The sequence below is a fragment of the Arthrobacter antioxidans genome (assembly GCF_023100725.1).
Taxonomy (GTDB): domain Bacteria; phylum Actinomycetota; class Actinomycetes; order Actinomycetales; family Micrococcaceae; genus Arthrobacter_D; species Arthrobacter_D antioxidans.
Map to the genome: position 1 here is coordinate 3,116,954 of NZ_CP095501.1, position 20,028 is coordinate 3,136,981.

General features: G+C 66.7%; 19 protein-coding genes. 8 read left to right on the plus strand and 11 right to left on the minus strand.

Going from position 1 to position 20,028, the window contains the following annotated elements; all coding sequences use genetic code 11:
• Positions 1–77 precede the first annotated feature (77 nt).
• Positions 78–1,307, minus strand: a complete 1,230-nt coding sequence (locus tag MWM45_RS14415; protein WP_247827032.1) for an MFS transporter — start codon at positions 1,305–1,307, stop codon at positions 78–80.
• Between the two features lie 332 nt (positions 1,308–1,639).
• Here MWM45_RS14415 and MWM45_RS14420 point away from each other — a divergent pair, with 332 nt between their 5' ends.
• Positions 1,640–3,232, plus strand: coding sequence for an HNH endonuclease signature motif containing protein (locus MWM45_RS14420; protein WP_247827033.1), 1,593 nt, complete (start codon positions 1,640–1,642; stop codon positions 3,230–3,232).
• A gap of 227 nt (positions 3,233–3,459) precedes the next feature.
• Here MWM45_RS14420 and crcB read toward each other — a convergent pair whose 3' ends face one another.
• The 7 genes from crcB to MWM45_RS14455 form a co-directional block, all read right to left on the minus strand.
• The gene (crcB, locus tag MWM45_RS14425) at positions 3,460–3,855 is read right to left on the minus strand and encodes a fluoride efflux transporter CrcB (protein WP_247827034.1); all 396 of its coding nucleotides are present in this window, start codon (positions 3,853–3,855) and stop codon (positions 3,460–3,462) included.
• Positions 3,852–4,247, minus strand: coding sequence for a fluoride efflux transporter FluC (locus tag MWM45_RS14430; RefSeq protein ID WP_336296670.1), 396 nt, complete (start codon positions 4,245–4,247; stop codon positions 3,852–3,854). Before MWM45_RS14430 ends, crcB begins: the two co-directional genes overlap by 4 nt.
• A 61-nt stretch (positions 4,248–4,308) precedes the next feature.
• Positions 4,309–5,055: a dienelactone hydrolase family protein gene (locus MWM45_RS14435; RefSeq protein WP_247827035.1), complete on the minus strand. Its 747-nt coding sequence runs from the start codon at positions 5,053–5,055 to the stop codon at positions 4,309–4,311.
• Positions 5,056–5,146: 91 nt separating this feature from the next.
• A complete protein-coding gene (locus MWM45_RS14440) occupies positions 5,147–5,458 on the minus strand; it encodes a putative quinol monooxygenase (protein WP_247827036.1) in 312 nt (103 codons plus the stop codon).
• Positions 5,455–6,261, minus strand: a complete 807-nt coding sequence (locus MWM45_RS14445; protein ID WP_247827037.1) for an ATP-binding cassette domain-containing protein — start codon at positions 6,259–6,261, stop codon at positions 5,455–5,457. Before MWM45_RS14445 ends, MWM45_RS14440 begins: the two co-directional genes overlap by 4 nt.
• On the minus strand, positions 6,258–7,301 hold the full coding sequence (locus MWM45_RS14450) for an ABC transporter permease (protein ID WP_247827038.1): 1,044 nt from the start codon (positions 7,299–7,301) through the stop codon (positions 6,258–6,260). Before MWM45_RS14450 ends, MWM45_RS14445 begins: the two co-directional genes overlap by 4 nt.
• A gap of 81 nt (positions 7,302–7,382) precedes the next feature.
• Positions 7,383–8,459, minus strand: a complete 1,077-nt coding sequence (locus tag MWM45_RS14455) for a substrate-binding domain-containing protein (protein ID WP_247829247.1) — start codon at positions 8,457–8,459, stop codon at positions 7,383–7,385.
• Between the two features lie 210 nt (positions 8,460–8,669).
• Between MWM45_RS14455 and MWM45_RS14460 the strand changes: the two genes are divergently transcribed.
• The 3 genes from MWM45_RS14460 (at position 8,670) to MWM45_RS14470 (ending at position 13,713) form a co-directional block, all read left to right on the plus strand.
• Complete coding sequence (locus tag MWM45_RS14460; protein ID WP_247827039.1) at positions 8,670–9,671, plus strand: LacI family DNA-binding transcriptional regulator; 1,002 nt, start codon at positions 8,670–8,672, stop codon at positions 9,669–9,671.
• 19 nt (positions 9,672–9,690) lie between these two features.
• Entirely contained in the window at positions 9,691–10,608 is a 918-nt protein-coding gene (locus tag MWM45_RS14465; RefSeq protein ID WP_247827040.1) for a PfkB family carbohydrate kinase, read from the plus strand.
• Positions 10,609–10,761: 153 nt separating this feature from the next.
• The gene (locus tag MWM45_RS14470) at positions 10,762–13,713 is read left to right on the plus strand and encodes a GH32 C-terminal domain-containing protein (protein ID WP_269076557.1); all 2,952 of its coding nucleotides are present in this window, start codon (positions 10,762–10,764) and stop codon (positions 13,711–13,713) included.
• Positions 13,714–14,024: 311 nt separating this feature from the next.
• Here MWM45_RS14470 and MWM45_RS14475 read toward each other — a convergent pair whose 3' ends face one another.
• A complete protein-coding gene (locus MWM45_RS14475; protein WP_247827041.1) occupies positions 14,025–14,189 on the minus strand; it encodes a hypothetical protein in 165 nt (54 codons plus the stop codon).
• Positions 14,190–14,586: 397 nt separating this feature from the next.
• Here MWM45_RS14475 and MWM45_RS14480 point away from each other — a divergent pair, with 397 nt between their 5' ends.
• Positions 14,587–15,957: a hemolysin family protein gene (locus MWM45_RS14480; protein WP_247827042.1), complete on the plus strand. Its 1,371-nt coding sequence runs from the start codon at positions 14,587–14,589 to the stop codon at positions 15,955–15,957.
• Entirely contained in the window at positions 15,950–16,990 is a 1,041-nt protein-coding gene (locus MWM45_RS14485) for a hemolysin family protein (protein ID WP_247827043.1), read from the plus strand. The genes MWM45_RS14480 and MWM45_RS14485 overlap by 8 nt, the downstream gene beginning before the upstream one ends.
• Positions 16,991–17,232: 242 nt before the next feature.
• Here MWM45_RS14485 and MWM45_RS14490 read toward each other — a convergent pair whose 3' ends face one another.
• Positions 17,233–17,640 carry a DUF1801 domain-containing protein gene (locus MWM45_RS14490; RefSeq protein WP_247827044.1) on the minus strand — a complete coding sequence of 136 codons (408 nt, stop codon included), beginning with the start codon at positions 17,638–17,640 and terminating at the stop codon, positions 17,233–17,235.
• Between the two features lie 259 nt (positions 17,641–17,899).
• Here MWM45_RS14490 and MWM45_RS14495 point away from each other — a divergent pair, with 259 nt between their 5' ends.
• Together MWM45_RS14495 and MWM45_RS14500 are read left to right on the plus strand one after the other, a co-directional pair.
• Positions 17,900–18,409, plus strand: a complete 510-nt coding sequence (locus MWM45_RS14495) for a GNAT family N-acetyltransferase (RefSeq protein ID WP_247827045.1) — start codon at positions 17,900–17,902, stop codon at positions 18,407–18,409.
• Between the two features lie 301 nt (positions 18,410–18,710).
• Positions 18,711–19,667 (plus strand): polysaccharide deacetylase family protein, encoded by a 957-nt coding sequence (locus tag MWM45_RS14500; protein ID WP_247827046.1) that lies wholly within the window; start codon positions 18,711–18,713, stop codon positions 19,665–19,667.
• A 20-nt stretch (positions 19,668–19,687) separates the two neighbouring features.
• Here MWM45_RS14500 and MWM45_RS14505 read toward each other — a convergent pair whose 3' ends face one another.
• Positions 19,688–19,948: a DUF2630 family protein gene (locus MWM45_RS14505; protein ID WP_043441989.1), complete on the minus strand. Its 261-nt coding sequence runs from the start codon at positions 19,946–19,948 to the stop codon at positions 19,688–19,690.
• Positions 19,949–20,028: the final 80 nt, after the last annotated feature.

Genomic DNA, 20,028 nt, shown 5'->3' on the forward strand with positions numbered 1-20,028 from the left:
CACCCCCGTCCACCGGGAGGACCCGCGGGTGCGGCAGGAACGGGACCCATCGACGACGACGCCGCACGGCCCGCACCTCAGCCCCGGGACCGCGCCGGTTCGGCCGATCCCGGTGCTGCCCGCGGGATCCAGTACCAGAGGACCCCGGCCCCGAGGAAACCGAGGACGGCCGTCGCCCAGATGCCGGCCGACAGGGTGGCGAGGGCGGTCACCAGGGCGAGCAGTCCGGGGCCGGCCATGGTCCCGACATCCGTGAACAGGCGCCAGATGCCCAGGAACTGCGGACGGCCGGGCGACGGCGAGAAGTCCGCCCCGAGCGTCATGACGATGCCCGAGCCGATGCCGTTGCCGAACCCGATGAGCAGGGCCACCAGGAGCAGGCCCGCCGCATCCCCGGTGAGGGGCAGCAGCGTGAGGGCCACGCCCATGATGAGCATGCACGGGACCGCGATCCAGCGGCGGCCCCGGACGTCCATGACCTTGCCGGACGGGTAGAAGATCAGCATGTCGATCGCACCCGACAGACCGTAGATCAGGGCCGTGGCGGACGCGTCCAGGCCGATGTTCTCGGCCCACAGCGGCAGGACCGCCTGCCGCGTGGCGCGTACCGCCGCGATCAGCAGGACTCCGATGCCGACGGTGAGGAAGATCCGGGCGTGACTGCGTATCAGGGAGCGCACCGTCGGTGGGGCGAGTGCGGCCTCGATCGGCGTCCGGGCCGTCATCGCGACCCGCCCCGGGGCGTCGAGCTCGGGGACACGCCAGCTCAGGGCCGCCGCGGCGAGGCTCGCCACCCCACCCACCCAGTACGCGCCGTCGAGCCCGACAGCGCTCATGGCGAGGGCCGCCGCGAACGGCCCCGCGAAGACCCCGATGCGTGTGACGCCCCCGAGCGTGGACAGCGCCCGGGCGCGGAAGTGCACGGGCACGGCCTCGGTGAGGTAGCTCTGCCGGGCGAGTCCGAACACCGCACCCGCCATCCCCACCATGAAGACGGCGGCGGCGAAGACGGGCAGGGTGGGGGCCGCGAGCGCGAGGAACATGGCGGCCGCGCACCAGAGCGCCGCTCCCACGAGGGCCTTCCGTTCGCCGAATCGCGTGGCGATCAGCGTCGCCGGGACGTTGGTGACGAGGGAGCCGATGCCCGAGAGCGTGATGACCAGGGCCGCCGTCGCCACGTCCGCGCCGAGGTCGCGCGCGGTCAGCGCGATGACCGGCAGGATGGCGCCGGTGGCGACCCCGTACAGCAGCGACGGGCCGTAGGCGCCGACGGCGATCGCGCGGAGGTCGAAGGTTTCCTGGGGCACCCGTCCAGCGTAGTGGGCAGGGCGACCGCCCGTCGTTCCGGTCGGGACAGCACCGGCAGGCGCACTGCGTCGTCGTACCATCGATCCGGCCTTGCACGGGCGCGACTGCTCCACGCGGTGCCCGGCCCCGACCAGGTGTTCCACCGCGGTGAGCTCGCCGTGCTCGGGCAGGGGGATCCGCAGGTGACGATCGACATGCCGCGTCACGCAGCCATCACGCTCATATCCCTGTGTGCACCAGGCGGAGTCCGGTGGAACTCGGGGCTCCACTACCCCTCCACAATGGCACTCCCGCCTCGATTATTAGAATACGTGTTCGATAATATCGAGTCATGACCGTGACACGGATGAAGCACCTCTCCCGGCCTGATTCCTCCCTGGAGGAGGCCCGTACCGTCCTCAGCGACTGTGCACTCGGCCTCGCCCAGTACCACCATCTCCTGTCACGGCAGGACGCCCTCCAGTTCGTCATCGATGTGGAGCAGGTGTCGAAGGTCGTCGATCACCTGCAGATCCTCGCTGCCCGAGTGGCCGATCACCATGGCCTTGCCTCGGAACAGGGCGGCAGCCCGGGCGAGTCCCCTCCCGCAGACGCGGCATCAGTCGCGGGAGATCCTGGGGCCACGTCGTCCAACTCGTCCAGCTCATCCGTTTCGTCCACCGATACCGGTCATGGCTTCAGGAACTGCGCGGATTTCCTTCGGGAGACGCTGGGCATCAGCCGTAGCGAGGCAAGACGTCGTCTGCATCTGGCTGCGGTCGTGCTGCCGAGCCTGTCACTCACCGGGAACCCGCTGCCTCCCCCGCTGGAGGCGCTGGGCGAAGCCGTGGGCTCCCTCACCATCAGCGGGCGTGCGGCTACCATCGTGGCGCAGGCGATCGAGCGGGTGCAGTCCTTCGCGACGCCGGATCAGCTCGTGTCGATGGAGCAGCACCTCACCCGGCAGGCGGTCGAGTCCGACGAGGACATCCTCCGCGTCCTGGCACGCCGCTGGGAATCAGTCCTCGACCAGGACGGACAGGAACCGACGGAGAAGGTGCTTCGGGCGCGTCAGGGCGTCTTCCTCAAGGGACGGCGCCATGGATTGCACGTTCTGGAGATCGGCGCCACGGACGAGCAGTTCGAACAGCTCGCAACCGTCATGAACGCTGCCGCCAACCCGCGGGGATCCTCGGGGCATGCCGGACATCCGGTCGACGGCGCAGCACCGGAGATGACAGACCGTGCAGCACCCACGTCGCAGGAGCCGCCGGTCGACCACGGCGGTTCGACCCGGGCGCAGCGACTCCTCGACGGCCTGGTCTCGGCCTGCAGGATCGCCCTGTCGACCGGTGGCCTGCCCGCAACGGGTGGGCATCGTCCGCAGGTGATGGTAACCATCGACTACCAGGACCTGGTGGGAGAGACCGAGCGGGCCGGCGATGCCGTCTTCTCCGGACAGGTCAGTGCGCGGAACGTCAGGAGGCTGGCGTGTGATGCGGACATCGTGCCGTTGGTCCTGGGCGGCGACGGGCAGGTGCTCGACCTGGGACGTGCGCAACGCCTTTTCCCTCCGCACCTCCGGCGAGCGCTCGTTGCCCGGGACAAGGGCTGTGCCTTCCCTGACTGCTTCATTCCGGCCAGCTGGTGCGAGGCACACCACCTGACACCGTGGTCGCAGGGTGGCGCGACCAGCATCGACAACGGGGTGTTGCTGTGCTCGCGTCACCACCACGTCCTCCATGAGGACTCGTGGACAGTCGAATCCCGGGGTGGCATCCCGTGGTTCACTCCGCCGGCTCATCGACGACGGACCGGCAACCCGCGACGGAATCTGTACTGGCAGGCAGGACGTGCGGTTCGCAGCGAACTCACTGCTGCACCTGAGTGCATCCCGTCCCACCAGCCAACTGTCTCCGACAGGATCGACACAGGGGCCGGATGACGTGGGCGAACGCCGCAGCCACTGCGCCATCCTGGCGCCGGCCTCTCAGGTCCTACCTGCCGGCGGCACCGACCCTTGCCCGGCGGTTCCGGCCCCGCATTCCGGCCCGTCGGTTCCGGCCCGGCGGTTCCGACCCGGCCAGCCGGTTTCAGCCCCGCCTGGCGTTCCGGCCCGGCGGTTTCGGCCCCGCCAGCCGATTTCAACCCCCGCCCGCCGGGCAGATGACGTCAGCTCCCGCCCAGCCCGGCCCCGAGGGACCCCACCCACAATCCCAACGCGGCCGCAGCCAGCGCCGCCAGCGCCGTGCCCGCACCCGAGAGCACAGCGGCGCCGACACGCTCCGCCTGGAGCAGGCGCACCGTCTCGCTGCTCGCCGTGCTGAAGGTGGTGTAGCCGCCGAGGAAGCCCACGCCGCAGATCAGCGTCCACTCGGACGGGAGGACCGAGGTCAGGCCCAGCGCGGTCACGAGACCGAGCAGGAAGGAGCCGGTGATATTGACCGTCATGGTGCCGATGGGGACCACTCCCCGGAGGGGACCCCGGATGACGCCGTCGAGCACGAACCGTGCTACCGCGCCCAGCCCGCCCGCGGCGCCGAGCGCGAGTGCCATGGCGAGGCTCATGATGGTCCCCCCGGGAGCTTCGGCGATCGACGGTGGACCAGTCGTCCCACGCCGATCCCGAGCGCCGTCGCCCCGAGTCCTACGACCACGGACAGCGCGAGGTAGCCCAGGCCCTCCGCAGCCCGGCCGGCGCCCAGGAGGAGGGCGGAGTCGACGGCGAGCGCACTGTAGGTGGTGAAACCGCCGAGGAAGCCGGTGCCGACCAGGAGCCGCAGCGCCCGACGCCGGTCGACGTCGGGGCCCCGCCGTGCCAGGGCTTCGAGGAGCAGGCCCAGGGCGAATGCCCCTGAGCTGTTGATCAGGAAGATGCCGAACGGGAGACCCGACGGAGTCGGCAGGACCTCGGACAGCCAGAACCGCGCGAGGGTCCCGCCCATGCCTCCGAGGAACACCAGCCCGAGGTATCCGGGTTGGAGGTGCGGTGGCGTCTCACCCCGAGGGGGACGGCCCGGATCAGGCAACGTAGCGGGCGAGGAAGTCCAGGGTCCGGGCCCATGCGTCCCGGGCCGGTCCTGCGCGGTAGGCGAAGCGGTTGGAGTCGTTGAAGAACGCGTGGCCCGCCCCCGGATACCTGACGGCGGTGAAGTCGACGCCCGCCTCGGACATCGCGGTCTCGAGCGCAGGCAGGCCGGCGATCAGGCCCTCGTCCTCCTCCCCGTAGAAGGCGAGGACGGGTGCCGTGATGCGGGACAGCTCCTCGCGCGAGAAGTCGGCATGGCCGTAGAACGGCACGCAGGCGAGCAGGCGCGGCTCGTGGACGGCGAGCGAGAAGCTGTAGGTCCCGCCGAAGCAGAAACCGGTGATGCCCACGCGTCCGGCCACCGCGGCGTCGTCGTGCAGGACGGTGAAGCAGGCCCGGACGCGCTCCGTGGTGAGCGCCCCGAACTGGGGACTCCGGAGCGGTGCGAGAAGCGCACGGAGCTTCGGCTGAGCCTCGTTGCGCGCCGCCTCGTCCGGTCCGAAGAGGGCCTCAGCGATCCCGGCGGTGGTCTCCTCGGTGATGCCCTGATCGGCGAGGAGATCGGGGGCGACGACGAAGTAGCCTTCGCGGGCGAATCGGTCCGCCACATCCCGGGTGTGGGAGACGAGCCCCCACACCTCGTGGATGAGGACGAGGCCGCCCCGCACCGGTCCGTCGGGTCGCGCGACGTAGGCCGAAAGCGGGCCGGCGGTGGTCGGGATGTCCTGGAGCGCGCTCATCCGCTTAGGTTTGCATGCTTGGTGATGCTGCGCCAACCGCCGGCCCGATTGTCAGCGGTCGGGGTCCGGACCTCGCTGCTTCCTCGACCACCTATGCCAGGGGCGAGAGCCACGTCAGCCGAGAGCCATCACCGACGATGAGTTCGGTGAGGGCTTCGTTGAACTCTCGTCCGTAGTCGGCGGTGATGTGCGCCTGGAAGGCCTGCTCGTCGCGATAGATCTCGTAGACGAAGAAATCGTTCGGCGACTCCCTGCGGCGGTGGGGGTCGAAGACGATGTTGCCCGGTTCGGCTCGTACCTTGCCCGTGAGGTCGAGGAGGAGAGCTTGGACTTCGTCCGCTTTGCCGTCCTGCGCAGTGAATTCCGCGAAGAGCGCGACGGCGCCAGATGCTTGAGCGGTCATGCTGTCTGGGCTCCTGTCATGATGGCGACGGCCTCAGTCATGGAATGACTTTGCGGGGTGATCGTCGTGGCGCATTTGCCGAGGCGCTGGATGTGGATCCGGTCGGCGACTTCGAAGACGTGCGGCATGTTGTGGCTGATGAGGATGACCGGGATGCCCTTGGCTCGAAGGTTCTTGACCAGTTCGAGGACCTGCTTCGATTCGCGGACTCCGAGCGCTGCCGTGGGTTCGTCGAGGACGACCACCTTCGATCCGAAGGCCGCGGCTCGGGCGACCGCGACGGCCTGCCGCTGGCCGCCGGACAGGTTCTCCACGGGTACGGTGACGTCCTGGAGGGTGCTGATTCCGAGCTCGGCGAGTTCGGCTCGCGCCTTCTGCCGCATGCCCTTGGTGTCCACGACCCGGAACACCGAGCCGAGGATGCCCTTGCGGCGTTCTTCACGCCCGAGGAAGAGGTTGGCGGCGACATCCAGGGCCGGTGAGACAGCGAGATTCTGGTAGACGGTCTCGATCCCGGCCTGCCGGGCGTCCTGGGGACGCTTGAAGGAGACTCGCTGGCCTTCGAGGAAAATCTCGCCCTGATCCGGCACTTCGGCGCCCGTGAGGCACTTGATGAGCGTCGATTTTCCGGCCCCGTTGTCCCCGATGATCGCCAGCACCTCTCCCGGGTAGAGCGCGAGGGACACCCCATCGAGGCCCACGACTTTACCGAAGGTCTTCACGAGATCACGGGCCTCGAGAATGGGCTGACGGGCGGGATCATCGGGTGGTGAGGGAAGGGTTGCGCTTGCTGCGTCGCTCATTTGCGTACCTTTCGGATCCACTGGTCCACGGAGACAGCGATGATGATGAGGACGCCCACGGCGAAGGTCTGCCAGAGAACGTCGAGGCCGGCGAGGGAGAGCCCGTTGCGGAATACTCCGACGATCAGGGCGCCAAGAAGAGTTCCCCAAACGGTGCCGCGGCCACCGAAGAGGCTGGTTCCGCCGATGACGACCGCGGTGATGGAGTCGAGGTTCAGATCGGCGCCGGCGTTGGGCGATGCTGCGTTGCTGCGACCGATCTGGATCCAGGCGCCGATGGCGAGGATGGCGCCTGCGGCGAGGTAGACGCTGACGAGGACGCGGTTGACGCGGATACCGGCAAGGCGTGCGGCTTCCTTGTCGTCGCCGACGGCGTAGACGTGCCGTCCCCACGCTGTCTTGCCGAGGATGAGTGCGACGGCGATGTAGAGCAGGAGCATGAGGACGACGCCGTAGGTGATGTTCACGCCCGCGAAGCTGACAGTCGTGCCGGTGGCGGTCAGCACGCCGGGCATTTCGGCTCCGCGGACGGTGGCGCCGGACGAGTACAGCAGGGTCAGCGCGACGAAGATGTTCAGGGTGCCGAGGGTCACGATGAAGGGCGGCAGCCGGAACTTGGTGACCAGGAAGGCATTGAACGCGCCGGCAGCGAGGCCGACGACCAACCCGAGGAGCAGCGCGATGAACCCTGGAACGCCGTTCTGCGAGCTGGTCTGGGCAATCACCATCGAGGTCAGGACCATGACCGCTCCCACGGAGAGGTCGATGCCGGCGGTCAGGATGATGAGGGTCTGCGCGATCGCGAGGGTGCCGACCACCGCGACCTGCTGGGTGATCAGTGACAGGTTGGCTGGGGCGAGAAAGCGTTCGTTGAGCAGGCCGAACACGATGATGGCGATGATCAGCACGATGGCGGGGCTGAGCGCCGGGTAGCGGTGCAGCGTGTTCCGCACTCGTGTGAGCGGGGTGGTGCGGTCCAGGAATTCGCTGGCGAGGTCGTGGCCGCCCGATGAGGGCGCCGCTTGTACTGTCTGGTTCATGGAAGAACTCCGTTGGTCGTCGCTGATAGGCGGCCCGCGGGGAGGATATCGACCCGCAGACCGCCTATATCGAGGGGTGCTTTATCCCCAGCAGATGTCGCTGGCAGCAGCGGCGTCGATGGACTCGAGGCCGTCCTGGGACTCATTGGTGACCAGGGCCACGCCAGTGTCGAAGAAGTCCTTGCCGTCCGTCGGCTCGGGCGCCTCACCGGTCTCGACCAGCTGGGCGATCGCCTGCACCCCGAGCTCGGCCATCTTGACCGGGTACTGCTGGCTCGTGGCATCGATGATGCCCTCGTCGACCTGCCCCACGCCCGCGCAGCCACCATCGACCGAGACGACGATGACGTCCTCCTTGCCCGCGGCTTTGAATGCCTCGTACGCGCCGTATGCGGCCGGTTCGTTGATGGTGTAGACGACGTTGATGTCGGGGTTGGCGCTCAGCAGGGTCTCTGCCGCCGTGCGGCCGCCGTCTTCGGCGCCCTGGGAGGCTTCGTTACCGACGATTTCGTAGTCGCCTCCACTGTAGGAACCGGTCTTCTCCTCGTCCCCGTTCTTCTCGGCGTCCGCGGTGTCGATGCCCATGCCGTCCAGGAATCCCTGGTCGCGGTTGTAATCGACGGAGACGATCTTGTCGTCGAAGAGATCGATCAGGGCGATCGTGGCCTTCTCGCCGTCGAGCTTGGCGGCGGCCCATTTCCCGATCTCCTGGCCCGCGACGAAGTTGTCGGTGGCGAAGGTGATGTCCGCCGCGTCCGGGTTCGTCGGCGGGGTGTCCAGGGCAATCACGAACAGGCCAGCATCGCGTGCCCGGATGAGCGCGTCTTCGACAGCCGGACCATTGGGGGTGATGAGGATGCCGGCGTCGCCCTTGGAGATGGCGTTCTCGATGGCCTGGATCTGGGTGTCCTCGTCACCGTCCTCTTCGCCCGCCGCGAGAGTCAGTTCCACGCCCTCGGCTTCGGCCGCGGTTTGTGCACCTTCCTGCATGGCGACGAAGAAGGGATTGGTCGTGGTCTTGACGATCAACGAGACGCCGATCGGTCCCTCTGCCGAACCGGACGCAGCGGCATCGCCGGAGGTGGAGGACGAGTCTCCTCCTCCGCAGGCCGTGAGAGCCAGAAGCGAAAGCGTAACGATCGAACCCGCCGTCGTCATGCGCCGACGGAACGAGTGGGATGGACGGGATGGCGTGCGATTCATCCTTGAATCTCCTTAGGTGGCGGGAGTCATCCTCCCTGACAACGATGTCATGTCAGGTATAGACTATGATCTGGCTCACAGTCAACCTTCAGGAATGATGGAGATTCAAACGTGACATCGATGTCAGGGGTCAATTCCCAGCAGTCTCCGCGGACGCGGCCCACTATGCGCCATGTGGCGGCGCTGGCGGGAGTGGGAATCAAAACTGTTTCCCGCGTGATCAATCAGGAACCAAATGTTTCGGCCGCGACCATCGCGAAGGTAATGGAAGCGGCACGGTCGCTGAATTATCACCCGGACGAACAGGCAGGGAATCTGCGACGCGCAGACGGACGCACCCGGACACTGGGCCTGCTCGTCAGCAGCGTGGACAACCCCTTCGCCGGAGCGATGCACCGCGCTATCGAGGACCTGGCCCTCGAGCGAGGTATCGCCGTCTTCGCCTCCAGCCTGGATGATGACGCCGAGCGGGAACAGGCTTCAGTGGCTGCCTTCCTACGGCGGCGCGTCGATGGCTTGATCCTCACGACGATCTCCCGCGATCAGTCGTATCTGGCGTCTGAGATGCGCCATGGAACTCCGATTGTTTTCGTCGACCGGGAGCCGGCGGGCATCACCGGCGACTGCGTCGTGAGCGACAACCGCGAAGGCGCCATCACGGCGACCAACCACCTGCTCGAGCACGGTCACCGACGCATTGCTTACCTGGGAGACCGCAGTGACATCTACACGGCAGCCCAGCGGCGCCTCGGCTTCTTCGATGCCCTTGGTCGAGCGGGCATCCCAACCGGAGACATACCCGTCATGGAGAATCTCCACGACGAACACTCCGCCGCGCAGGCGATGCTCACACTGCTTGACTCCCCCACACCACCGACAGCAGTGTTCACCAGCCAGAACCTGGTGACGATCGGGGCTATCAGGGCGCTGCGTACCCGCGGGGCACACCGGACAACCGCACTCGTCGGGTTCGACGACTTCCAGCTCGCCGACCTCCTCGACCCAGGAGTCACCGTTGTGGCCCAGAACCCGGAGGACATCGGGCACACTGCGGCTCGACGCCTCATCGGCAGGCTGGACGGAGAACTGGCACCACCTCGTACCTGCATCGTCCCGACCACGCTCATCATCCGTGGCAGCGGCGAAATACCCCTCGCTCAGCGCTGAGCTCAACAAGAGGAATCCCATGACACCCCAAAGCCCCCGTAGCGTCGTCGTCATCGGCGACGCCCTCATCGATGAACTGCGTGAGCCGACCGGATCACAATCCTTTCCCGGCGGCGCAGCTCTGAACGTCGCAGTGGGGCTGACTTTGCTCGGCACCCCCGCGACGCTCATCGCCATGGTCGGTGATGACGCCGACGGCAGGCGCATCAAGGACTTCCTGAGCCATCACGACGTAGAACTCCTGGCAACACCCGCACCCTACGGCACCGCCCGCGCCGTCTCCGACCGCACGCACGGTGAACCCCGATACGTCTTCAATCAGGCCGCCCAACACCGGACCCTGGTGTATCAGAACCACCACCGGGCAGCCGTCGCACAAGCGACGCTGGTCGCGGTGAGCTGCTTCCCCTTCGACAACCAGGCAGAAGTCGATGCCCTGACCGCCCTGATCGAGAACCCGGAACAGCGCCTCGTCATCGACCCGAACCCCCGATCAGGGATGCTCGTCGACAAAGAGCGTTTCCTTGCCAACTTCACGACCCTTGCTGCCCGAAGCCTCCTGACCAAAGTCGGCGATGATGACGCCCAACTCCTCGCCGATGAGGACCTGCACACCTTCGGCCAGCGTCTCCATCGGGCAGGAGCGTCCACCATCCTGGCCACGGCGGGCCCTCGAGGAGCATCGCTACTGCGCGCTCTCCAGCCGGAGGTCCACCAGCCGATAGCCGAGCTTCCCGGCCCCATCGTCGACACCATGGGCGCAGGGGACGCGACCCTGTCATCAATCCTCTCAACGCTCACCCGGGACGGAATGCCCGCAACCGAAACGGTCATCACCCATTCCCTTGCCGAAGCCATGCTCGTCGCCGCCGCTACCTGCCGTGCGCACGGTGCCCTGCTGCAGCACCCTTCGCAACTCGCAATGCGGAGCGAATAGGTTCCTGCACGACAGATCTCTGCACTTCCTGGCCCTTCAGAACCCGGAAACGCACCTCCTTGAATTGTCCAGCGGACAGTGCGTAGCATCACACTCACCAATTGACAACGTTGTCAGAAATCATGACACGCGCAATGAAGGGCGTACCAGATTATGAAGTCCGGAATCCGCAGCCGCACACTCACAGCGGGAGTGATCACCGCGTTGGCGGCCTCGCTCCTCGCTGCCAGCGGCCCCGCATTGGCCGAAGAAGCATCCGTCCATCCCGCAACGCAGCAATATCGGCCGTTCATTCACTTCACCCCCGAGAAGAACTGGATGAATGATCCCAATGGGATGGTGTACTACCAGGGCAAGTACCACCTGTTCTTCCAGCACAACCCCTTCGGTACGACGTGGGGCAACATGAGCTGGGGACACGCGACCTCCACCGATCTTCTTCAATGGGAAGAACAGCCCCTGGCCATCGCTCAAACCGTCAATGCAGAGAGCGTAGCGATCGAGGACATCTTCTCGGGGTCGATCGTGGTCGACGAGACCAACTCGTCGGGCTTCGGCACGGCAGAAACCCCCCCACTGGTCGCCGTCTACACCAGCGCCTACACCGGTGCGCACCCGACCCACGCCGGCAAGCAGGCTCAGTCCCTCGCCTACAGCACGGACGAAGGCCAGAGCTGGACCAAGTACGAGGGGAACCCGGTCCTCGACCGGAACTCGGCCAACTTCAGGGACCCAAAGGTCTTCCGCTATGACGGGCCGGCAGGTTCGTACTGGGTGATGACCACGGTCGAAGCCACCGACCATAGGGTTGTCCTCTACAAGAGCGACAACCTCAAGGACTGGACGCACCTCAGCGACTTCGGACCCGCGAACTCCACGGCCGGCATCTGGGAGTGCCCGGACCTCTTCCCGATCGCCGTCGACGGAGACCCGAACAACGTCAAATGGGTGATGGTCGTCAACCTCAACCCAGGCGCCGTAGCTGGCGGCAGCGGCGGCCAGTACTTCGTCGGAGACTTCGACGGAACCACCTTCACCTCCGACACCACCGAGCCCGTCGACTCCATCCCGGACGGAACCACGTTCGCCGGCTTCAACGATGGAACGTACAACGGCTGGACCGTCAACAATGAACCCGGCAACTGGAAGGACGGCCCGTGGGCGGCGACCCCAGCTTCGGGCAGCTTGCCCGGGCAGCTTCCCGTTACCGGATACAGCGGAGCCGGACTGATCAACGGCTTCAATGACGGTGACTGGCCCGTCGGATCACTGCAGTCCCCCACCTTCACCGTCGGCAGCCAGGACTACATCAACTTCCTCGTCGGCGGCGGTAAGCACCCGCGCGTCGAAGGCGGACAACTGGGCAACACCCCACCCGCCGGCTCATTGCTCTTCAACGGCTTCGAGTACCCGCAGGGGAGCCTCACGGACCAGGGATGGACCATCACCGGGGACTTCGAAGCCGCCCGTAACCCATCCACCTCAGGTGGCGAGTACGCAATCGACACCGGCAGAATCAACACCTTCGAAGCCGGACCCAACGGTGACAACAACACCGGCACCCTCACCTCCCCCGAATTCACCATCGACAAATCCCACCTCAGCTTCCTCATCGGCGCCGGCCGGCGTACCGATGGAACCCTCCAGGCTGAGCTGGTCATCGACGGACAAGTCGTCGAGTCAGCTACCGGCAAGAACGCCGGAGATCTCAACTGGGCGAGCTGGGACGTCAACGAACACCAGGGGAAGCAAGCAACCCTGAGAATCGTCGACAATGCCACCGGCGGATGGGGCCACCTCACCCTCGACCACGTCGTGCTCGGCGACGAGCCCGCTCAGCCCCGCAGCAGCGAAACCTCCGTCAACCTCGTCGTCGACGGGCAGGTGGTCCGAACCTCCACCGGCAACAACAGCGAGACCCTCGACTGGACCAACTGGAATGTCAGCGAATTCGAAGGTCGCGAAGCCAGCATCACCGTCGTCGACAACAACCGCGGCGGCTGGGGCCATATCCTCGCCGACGAGTTCATGTTCTCCGACACCCCAGCGACATCCCGCCTCGAGAACTATGACTGGCTCGACTGGGGCAAGGACTACTACGCCGCCGTCTCGTTCAGCAACATTCCCGACAACAAGAGGATCATGCTCGGTTGGATGAGCAACTGGGACTACGCCAACGACATCCCCACCAGCACCTGGCGCAGCTCAATGGCACTGCCCCGAGAAGTCAGCCTCACCGAAACCGCAGACGGGCCCCGCCTCGTGCAGAAGGTCGTCGACCAGATCGACATCCTGCGCGAAGACGACGCCGCCTACAGCACGGGCCCGCAAGAGATTGCAGAGGGCATTGAGGCCCTCCCGGTGACAGGTGAGGTCGTACAACTCGATGCCGTCTTCTCCCCTGGCGACGCCGAGTCCTTCGGCCTCAGCGTCCTCGGCGATGGCACCGAAGCCACGAAGATCGGCTACGACGCGGGAACCAACAGGCTCTTCGTCGACAGGACCAACTCCGGCAACGAAGACTTCCACCCAGCGTTCTCCTCCATCGATGACGCACCCGTGCCGTTGAAAGACGGACGTGTCGCCATGCGTATCTACGTCGATAGGGCATCCGTCGAGGTCTTCGCCAATGAGGGCCTGACCACCATCACCGACCAGGTGTTCCCGAAAGCCGGCGCCAACCAAATAGGCCTTTTCTCCCAAGGAGGGTCCGCAACGCTCGAAAGCCTGACCGTCACACCCCTCACCCCAGCCATGTGGCATGGAGGCGTGCCGCCGAAAGGTGAAGACAAAGCCACCACGGCCCCCGGCAAGGGCAAGCTCTCCATCGACCACGGCAAGGACAAGGGGCCCCACGACGGCAACTACGCCGTGAACCTGAATCTGAAAGATGGCGAGAACGGCAGCACTTTCAACCTGTACGAAAACGGTGAACTGGTCCACACCCAGAAGCTCACCTGGAATACCCCACAGCCGCAGAACGCGACCGTGGAGATCACCGACCGGGCCCCGGGCAAGTACGTGTATACAGGAGAGCTAACCAACAGCAAGGGCACGACCGAGACGACAAAGCAAACCGTCGTGATCACCAAGGCACGCAAGTAGCACCAGCCCAAGGGGCAGCACAACAGCTGTACCGCAGCTCTACATGACGCATGGGGCGATATCCCTGTACATCCGTATGGGGATATCGCCGCCTTCGCATTCAGGGCTTCAACTGCCTAGATCCAGCGCCGGCTCGACCTAACAGAACGTCGGTCATCGGCGCTTGTGAGGGCGATGACAGGGGGTCCGTCTGCGCCAGGACTGGTCGGGCTGGGCTCGCTGTGATTCTCGTTTTTCGTCACGATGAACCGTTTCTGATGTTTCTTGCTGAACCGCTTGACCACCATTCGGGACCCCGTACGGGTTTCTTCCTAGCCGTGCACTCGTGAACGCACGCGCTGAAGAACAAGCAGGGCTGCCGATACGACAAGGACGACGAGCCCCACATACAGCAGGAACTTCAGAGTCTCGACGGCAATGCCGATAACGAGCAGGACGAGGGCGACAAGAGCGACGACGATCAACAGAGGTTTCATCGACCCAGTATGTCCAGACCTCGTGGTCTTTCCCGAATCCTGCTTCTGATCCACGACCCCTCCGGGGCGCACCACCTGGTGCTGCTCAGGAGACACCCAATGCACACTGGATCGAGCCTGCATCGCAGGCAATCCAGGACGGTGACCCAGCCGGCGACCGTGTGCGCTTCGCCGCGCACGCCTCCGCACCACCCAGCACGACCGAGTATCAGCCGAGCTTCGACGATGAGGCACTACCACACCTGTGAGCCTCGTTCACCGTGCCCGCCCTCACCGTCTTCTCATCTTGCCCCACTAGACTGGACGGCATTATGGATGACCCTCCGACGCATAGACCCGCGCCCCTCACCCGCCTGAACGCCGCTCTACCGGCCGATCGAGGATGGGGGGCGACACCGTGTACGAGTTAGTCATGATCGGCGTCGGCCTGATCCTCACGGTCGGTACCGGTATGTTCGTGGCCTCGGAGTTCGCCCTGGTGAATCTGGACCGCCGCGAGCTCGAAGCCCGCGATGAGCGCGGCGAGAAGGGCCTCAAGCCCACCATCAAGGCCCTGAAGATCACCTCGACGCACCTGTCGAGTGCGCAGCTGGGGATCACCCTGACGACCCTGCTCACCGGTTACACGTTCGAGCCGGCTATCAGCTCCCTGCTCCGCGAACCACTGCTCGGTGCCGGCGTCCCGGAGGGACTCGTGCCGGGGATCGGCGCCGTGGTGGGCATCTTCCTCGCCACCGTGTTCTCCATGGTCATCGGCGAACTGGTCCCGAAGAACTTCGCCCTGGCCCTTCCCCGGCAGACCGCGAAGTTCGTCGTCCCGTTCCAGACCCTGTTCACCACGGTCCTGAAGCCCGTGATCCTGCTGTTCAACAACACGGCGAACAAGATCATCCGCTCCTTCGGCATCGAGCCGAAGGAAGAACTGTCCGGTGCCCGCAGCGCAGAGGAGCTCAGCTCCCTGGTCCGACGGTCAGCCCTTGAAGGCTCCCTGGACCAGGACCACGCCGAGCTGCTGCACCGTACACTGCTGTTCTCCGACCACACGGCCGACGACGTCATGACTCCCCGGGTGCGGATGACCTCTGTTCGGACCACCGACACCGCGGCCGAGATCGTCGCCACGGCAGTGACCACCGGGTACTCCCGCTTCCCCGTGATCGGTGAGGACAACGACGATATCCGTGGCGTCATCCACCTCAAGCAGGCCTTCGCCGTCCCCTTGGATGCACGGAGCATCACCACGGCCGGGAAGCTGATGGTCGAACCCCTGCGCGTCCCCGAATCGATGAGCGTCGACACCCTGCTGGGTCTGCTGCGCGGGCAGGGACTGCAGGTCGCCATCGTCACCGACGAGCACGGCGGCACCGCCGGCATCGTCACCCTCGAGGACCTCATCGAGGAGATCGTCGGGGAACTCGAGGACGAACACGACCGCGCCCACGTCGGCGTCGTCCGGACCGGCAAGTCGCTCACCTTCGACGCGTCGCTGCGCCCCGATGAACTCAGGGAACGCACCGGTATCGACGTGCCCGAGGGCGAGGACTACGACACCCTCGCCGGATACATGACCGACGAACTCGACAGGATCCCCGAACTCGGCGACGAAGTGTCCCTCAGCGACGGCGTGCTGCGCGTCGAGCGGGTCCTCGGAGCCCACGTGGAGCGCATCCGCTTCACACCGACGGATCCCTCCGACTATCCGCAGGACGCGCAGAGCCGCCACGACCGCACCATCGACGAGCTGACGAAGGAACTGACCCATGAGTGAGTACCTGCCCGGACTGATCTGGCTGGTCGTGCTCCTGGCCGTCAACGCGTTCTTCGTCGGCGCCGAGTTCGCGGTCATCTCCGCGCGCCGCTCCCAGATCGAGCCGCGCGCCGAGGAAGGCAGCAAGGCTGCGAAGACCACCCTGTGGGCGATGGAACACGCCACCCTGATGCTGGCCACCAGCCAGCTCGGCATCACCGTCTGCTCGCTGGTCATCCTCAACGTCTCCGAGCCGGCGATCCATCACCTGCTCGAGTACCCGCTGGCCCTGACGCCCATCCCGCCCGAAGCGATCGGCGTGATCGCGTTCGTCATCGCCCTGCTGCTGGTCACGTTCCTGCACGTGGTCCTGGGCGAGATGGTCCCCAAGAACATCTCGTTCTCAGTGCCCACGAAGGCCGCCCTGATCCTGGCGCCGCCCCTGGTGTTCGTGTCCAAGGTCGTCAGGCCGGTCATCTGGACGTTGAACGGGATCGCCAACGGCATCCTGTGCCTGTTCAAGGTCGAGCCGAAGGACGAGGCGACCAGCGCCTTCACCCTCGACGAGGTCGCGACCATCGTCGAGCAGTCCACCAGGGAAGGCCTCCTCGCGGACGGAAGTGGCACCCTGACCAACGCGTTCGAGTTCACCTCCAAGACCGTGGCCGACGTCGAGGTCCCCATCCAGGACATCGTGCACCTGCCGGAGACCGCCAGCCCGGCATTGATCCAGCAAACGGTCAGCGACCACGGGTACTCCCGATACATTCTCACCCGCGACGGGGAACCGACCGGATACCTGCACCTGAAGGACGTCACCGATCTCTCCAATGCGGAGTCGTTCACTGCGCCGGTGCCGGCCAAGAGGGTCCGCAGACTTGCATCCGCATACCGCAGCAGCGACCTCGAGGACGCCCTGGCGACCATGCGCCGCACCGGCGCCCACATCGCCCGCGTGTTCGACGCCGAAGGAAACACCACCGGCATGCTCTTCCTCGAGGACATCCTCGAAGAACTCGTCGGCGAAGTCCAGGACGCCACCAGCGCGGCATAGAAGCACCCTGCCGGCGCGGGCGCTGTGGGACCAGCTGCCTGCGCCGGCAGGACCAGCCTCCGACCGCTGACCCGGACACCGAAGCTCCACCAGCGAGCCCGTTCCGACGGTTGCTGCACGGGGTTCCGGAAGTTCATGCAGCGAACTCACGTGGTGTCTCTCAGGGCAGGGCAGGGCCGTGGTCCAGCGTCGTGAACACGTCAACCAGTGGTGTGGGGCGGCCCGGAAGTCCTGGAGCGGGCTCACCCGCTGGGGTCGGCATGCTTGGTGATGCTGCGCCAACCGCCGGCCCGGTTGTCCGCAATGACAGCCCGGAAGATCTCGCGGAGCGCATCCTCGTCCACCGGCCGGTCCTCGTACACGGCGATCGTCCGTCCGGTCGCATTACCGTGGCCACCCGTGATGATGCCGTGCGGATCGGGCGTCAGGCCGCCGTCGTAGAGGAAGACGTTGACGTGGTCCCTGGTGGCGAGGAGAGCGCACACGTTCCCGTGGAGCACGAAGTAGGGCTGGCGGGTGCGCTTGATCGTCTCCTCGACGTCCGGATCGGCCTCGTGCACCACGCGGCGGACGATGCGGCAGATCTCCTGCTGCCAGACCGGCAACGCGGCGATGTAGTCGTCGATACGGGAGTCGGGGGCTCCGGCCATGGAGACAGTGTGACAGCGGGGGGAAGCGGCGGGAAGGGGCTCGGATCCCCATCAGGCGAACGTGGACGAGAGCACCCGGAGTTGGCGCAGGGGTGGGGTGACCCGCGCATCGCCCTTGCCGGTGCCGTCGAGCACCCACCCGCGCCGCTCCTGGAACGGCAGAGTCCGGGGACTTCCGTCGACCCGCACCGGTCTGGACGCGCAGCCGGACGCCCCGGGCTACAGTCGACGGGTGCCTTCGCCCACCTTGCCATCCGGCGTGACCCTGCGCCCACTGAGGACGGCGGATGCAGCCGTGCTCGCACAGGCGTACCGGGACAACCGGGAGTACCTCGCGCCGTGGGACCCCCTGCGGGAGGACGGTTTCTTCACCGAGGCCGGCCAGGCGGAACAGATCGCCCGGCGTCTCGGGGGTCTGGCGGTGGGCACCGACATGCCGTGGGTCCTGGCGGAGGAGGAGCGGATCGTCGGCACGATGACCCTCTCCGGGATCGTCCGCGGCCCGTTCCTCAGCGCCCATGTGGGCTACTGGGTGGCCGGACGGATGCAGGGTCGGGGCGTCTGCTCGGCCGCCCTGCAGGAAGCACTGCGGCATGCCCGGGACGAGCTGGGCTTGCACCGCGTGCAGGCGTCCGTCCTGCCGCACAACGCAGCATCGACGGCCGTCCTGCACCGGGCAGGCTTCACGCTCATCGGGACGGCGCCGTCCTACCTCCGCATCGCCGGGTCCTGGCAGGACCACCTGCTGTACCAGCGCATCCTGCACTGATCCGATGCCAAGCCCCGGGCCGCCGAGGACGCCCGGCGTCAGAGCGCGCCGGGTGCCTGGGCGATGGGCACGGCGGAGGCTGCGGCCCTGATGACCGTCCCCGTGGTCATCGTGTTCCTCATCCTCCGGAAGCGGATCCTGAGCGCGTTGGCGGGTTCCGTGGAGGAATAGGCGGACCAAAGCCTCTGCCGTCCCCGCGCGCCACGGCCGATCATGGGCCTGACGGTGGTGCGAGGTTCCAGCCGCCCCGGGATCGAGGGCATCGCGGCCGCTCTCGTGGACACCGTCCCGGGGAGGAACGATGACACCCACACCGGCCGGGACCGCACGGCGGCGATCGGCTGCCGTTCTCCTCACGCTCGTCCTCCTGGCGCTCGCCGTGGTGATCGCCGTGGTGATCGCGGGCCGCGCCGGCAGCCCGCCGCCGTCGGCCGGGCCCGCGGTGATCTCACCGGAGCCGGCCACGACGTCCCCTTCACCGGCGGCACCCGCGACGGGGCCTGCGGCAGAGTCGCCGGAACCGGTCCAGCCGCCGGTCGTCGTGCCCCCGATACCCCAACCCCAACCACAACCGGGCCCGGAACCGGAACCGATCACGCCGCCGCCCTCCGCACCCTTCCCGCCGTCACTGCGCGGCCAGGACCTCACGGTGCTGCCCGGCGCAGGGAACGTCGTGGCGCTCACCTTCGACGCCGGAGCCAATGCCGAGGGCCTGCCGAAGATCCTGTCGACCCTGTCCACGAAGGGAGTCCCCGCCACCTTCTTCCTGACCGGGACCTGGGCCGCGTCGAACCCGGGAGGGGTGGGACAGATCGCCGCGGCAGGCCACCGCGTCGCGAACCATTCCCTGACGCACCCCGGCTTCACCGGTCTTCCGGATCCACTCATCGCCGACCAGGTCCGCGGCGCAGAGCAGACCATCCAGGCCGCCGGCGCCGACCCCCGCCCGTTCTTCCGCTTCCCCTTCGGTGAACGTGATGCGCGGACCATCGCCGCCGTGAACGACCTGGGTTACGTCTCGGTGCGGTGGACCGTGGACACCCTGGGCTGGAAGGGCACCAGTGGCGGCATCAGCACCCAGACGGTCACCGACCGTGTGCTCGGCGGACTCCAGCCCGGCGAGATCGTCCTCATGCATATCGGGTCCAACCCGGACGACGGCAGCACCCTGGACGCTGACGCACTGGCCCAGGTCATCGATCGGATCAGCAGCGCCGGCTATGGCTTCGTCACCCTCGACCAGCTCGTGGGCGGCTGAGGACCTCGGGCAGCGGAACCCTAGGAACGGCTCCTCGAGCGGGGCCAGTAGCCTTCCACCTGGCTGACCGGGCGGACGGACGCCGCATCCGGGTTCTCGCCGTACTCCTTCTTGGCCCGCCGCTGCCGCAGCAGGTCCCAGCACTGGTCCAGGCTCTCCTCGATGCGGCGCAGGCGTCCCTCGTTCTCGTGGCCCCGGACGCTGCCGGCCGTATGCTCCCGGAGCCGGTGCTCCTCCTCCACGAGGGAGCGGATGGTGGACAGGATGTCCTGGTCGTCCATGCCGGGCCTCCTCACCGTTGCTGGGGGTACCGTACCCGCCAACGCCGGACGGGACCAGAGCTCCCGCGGCGGCGAGAGGG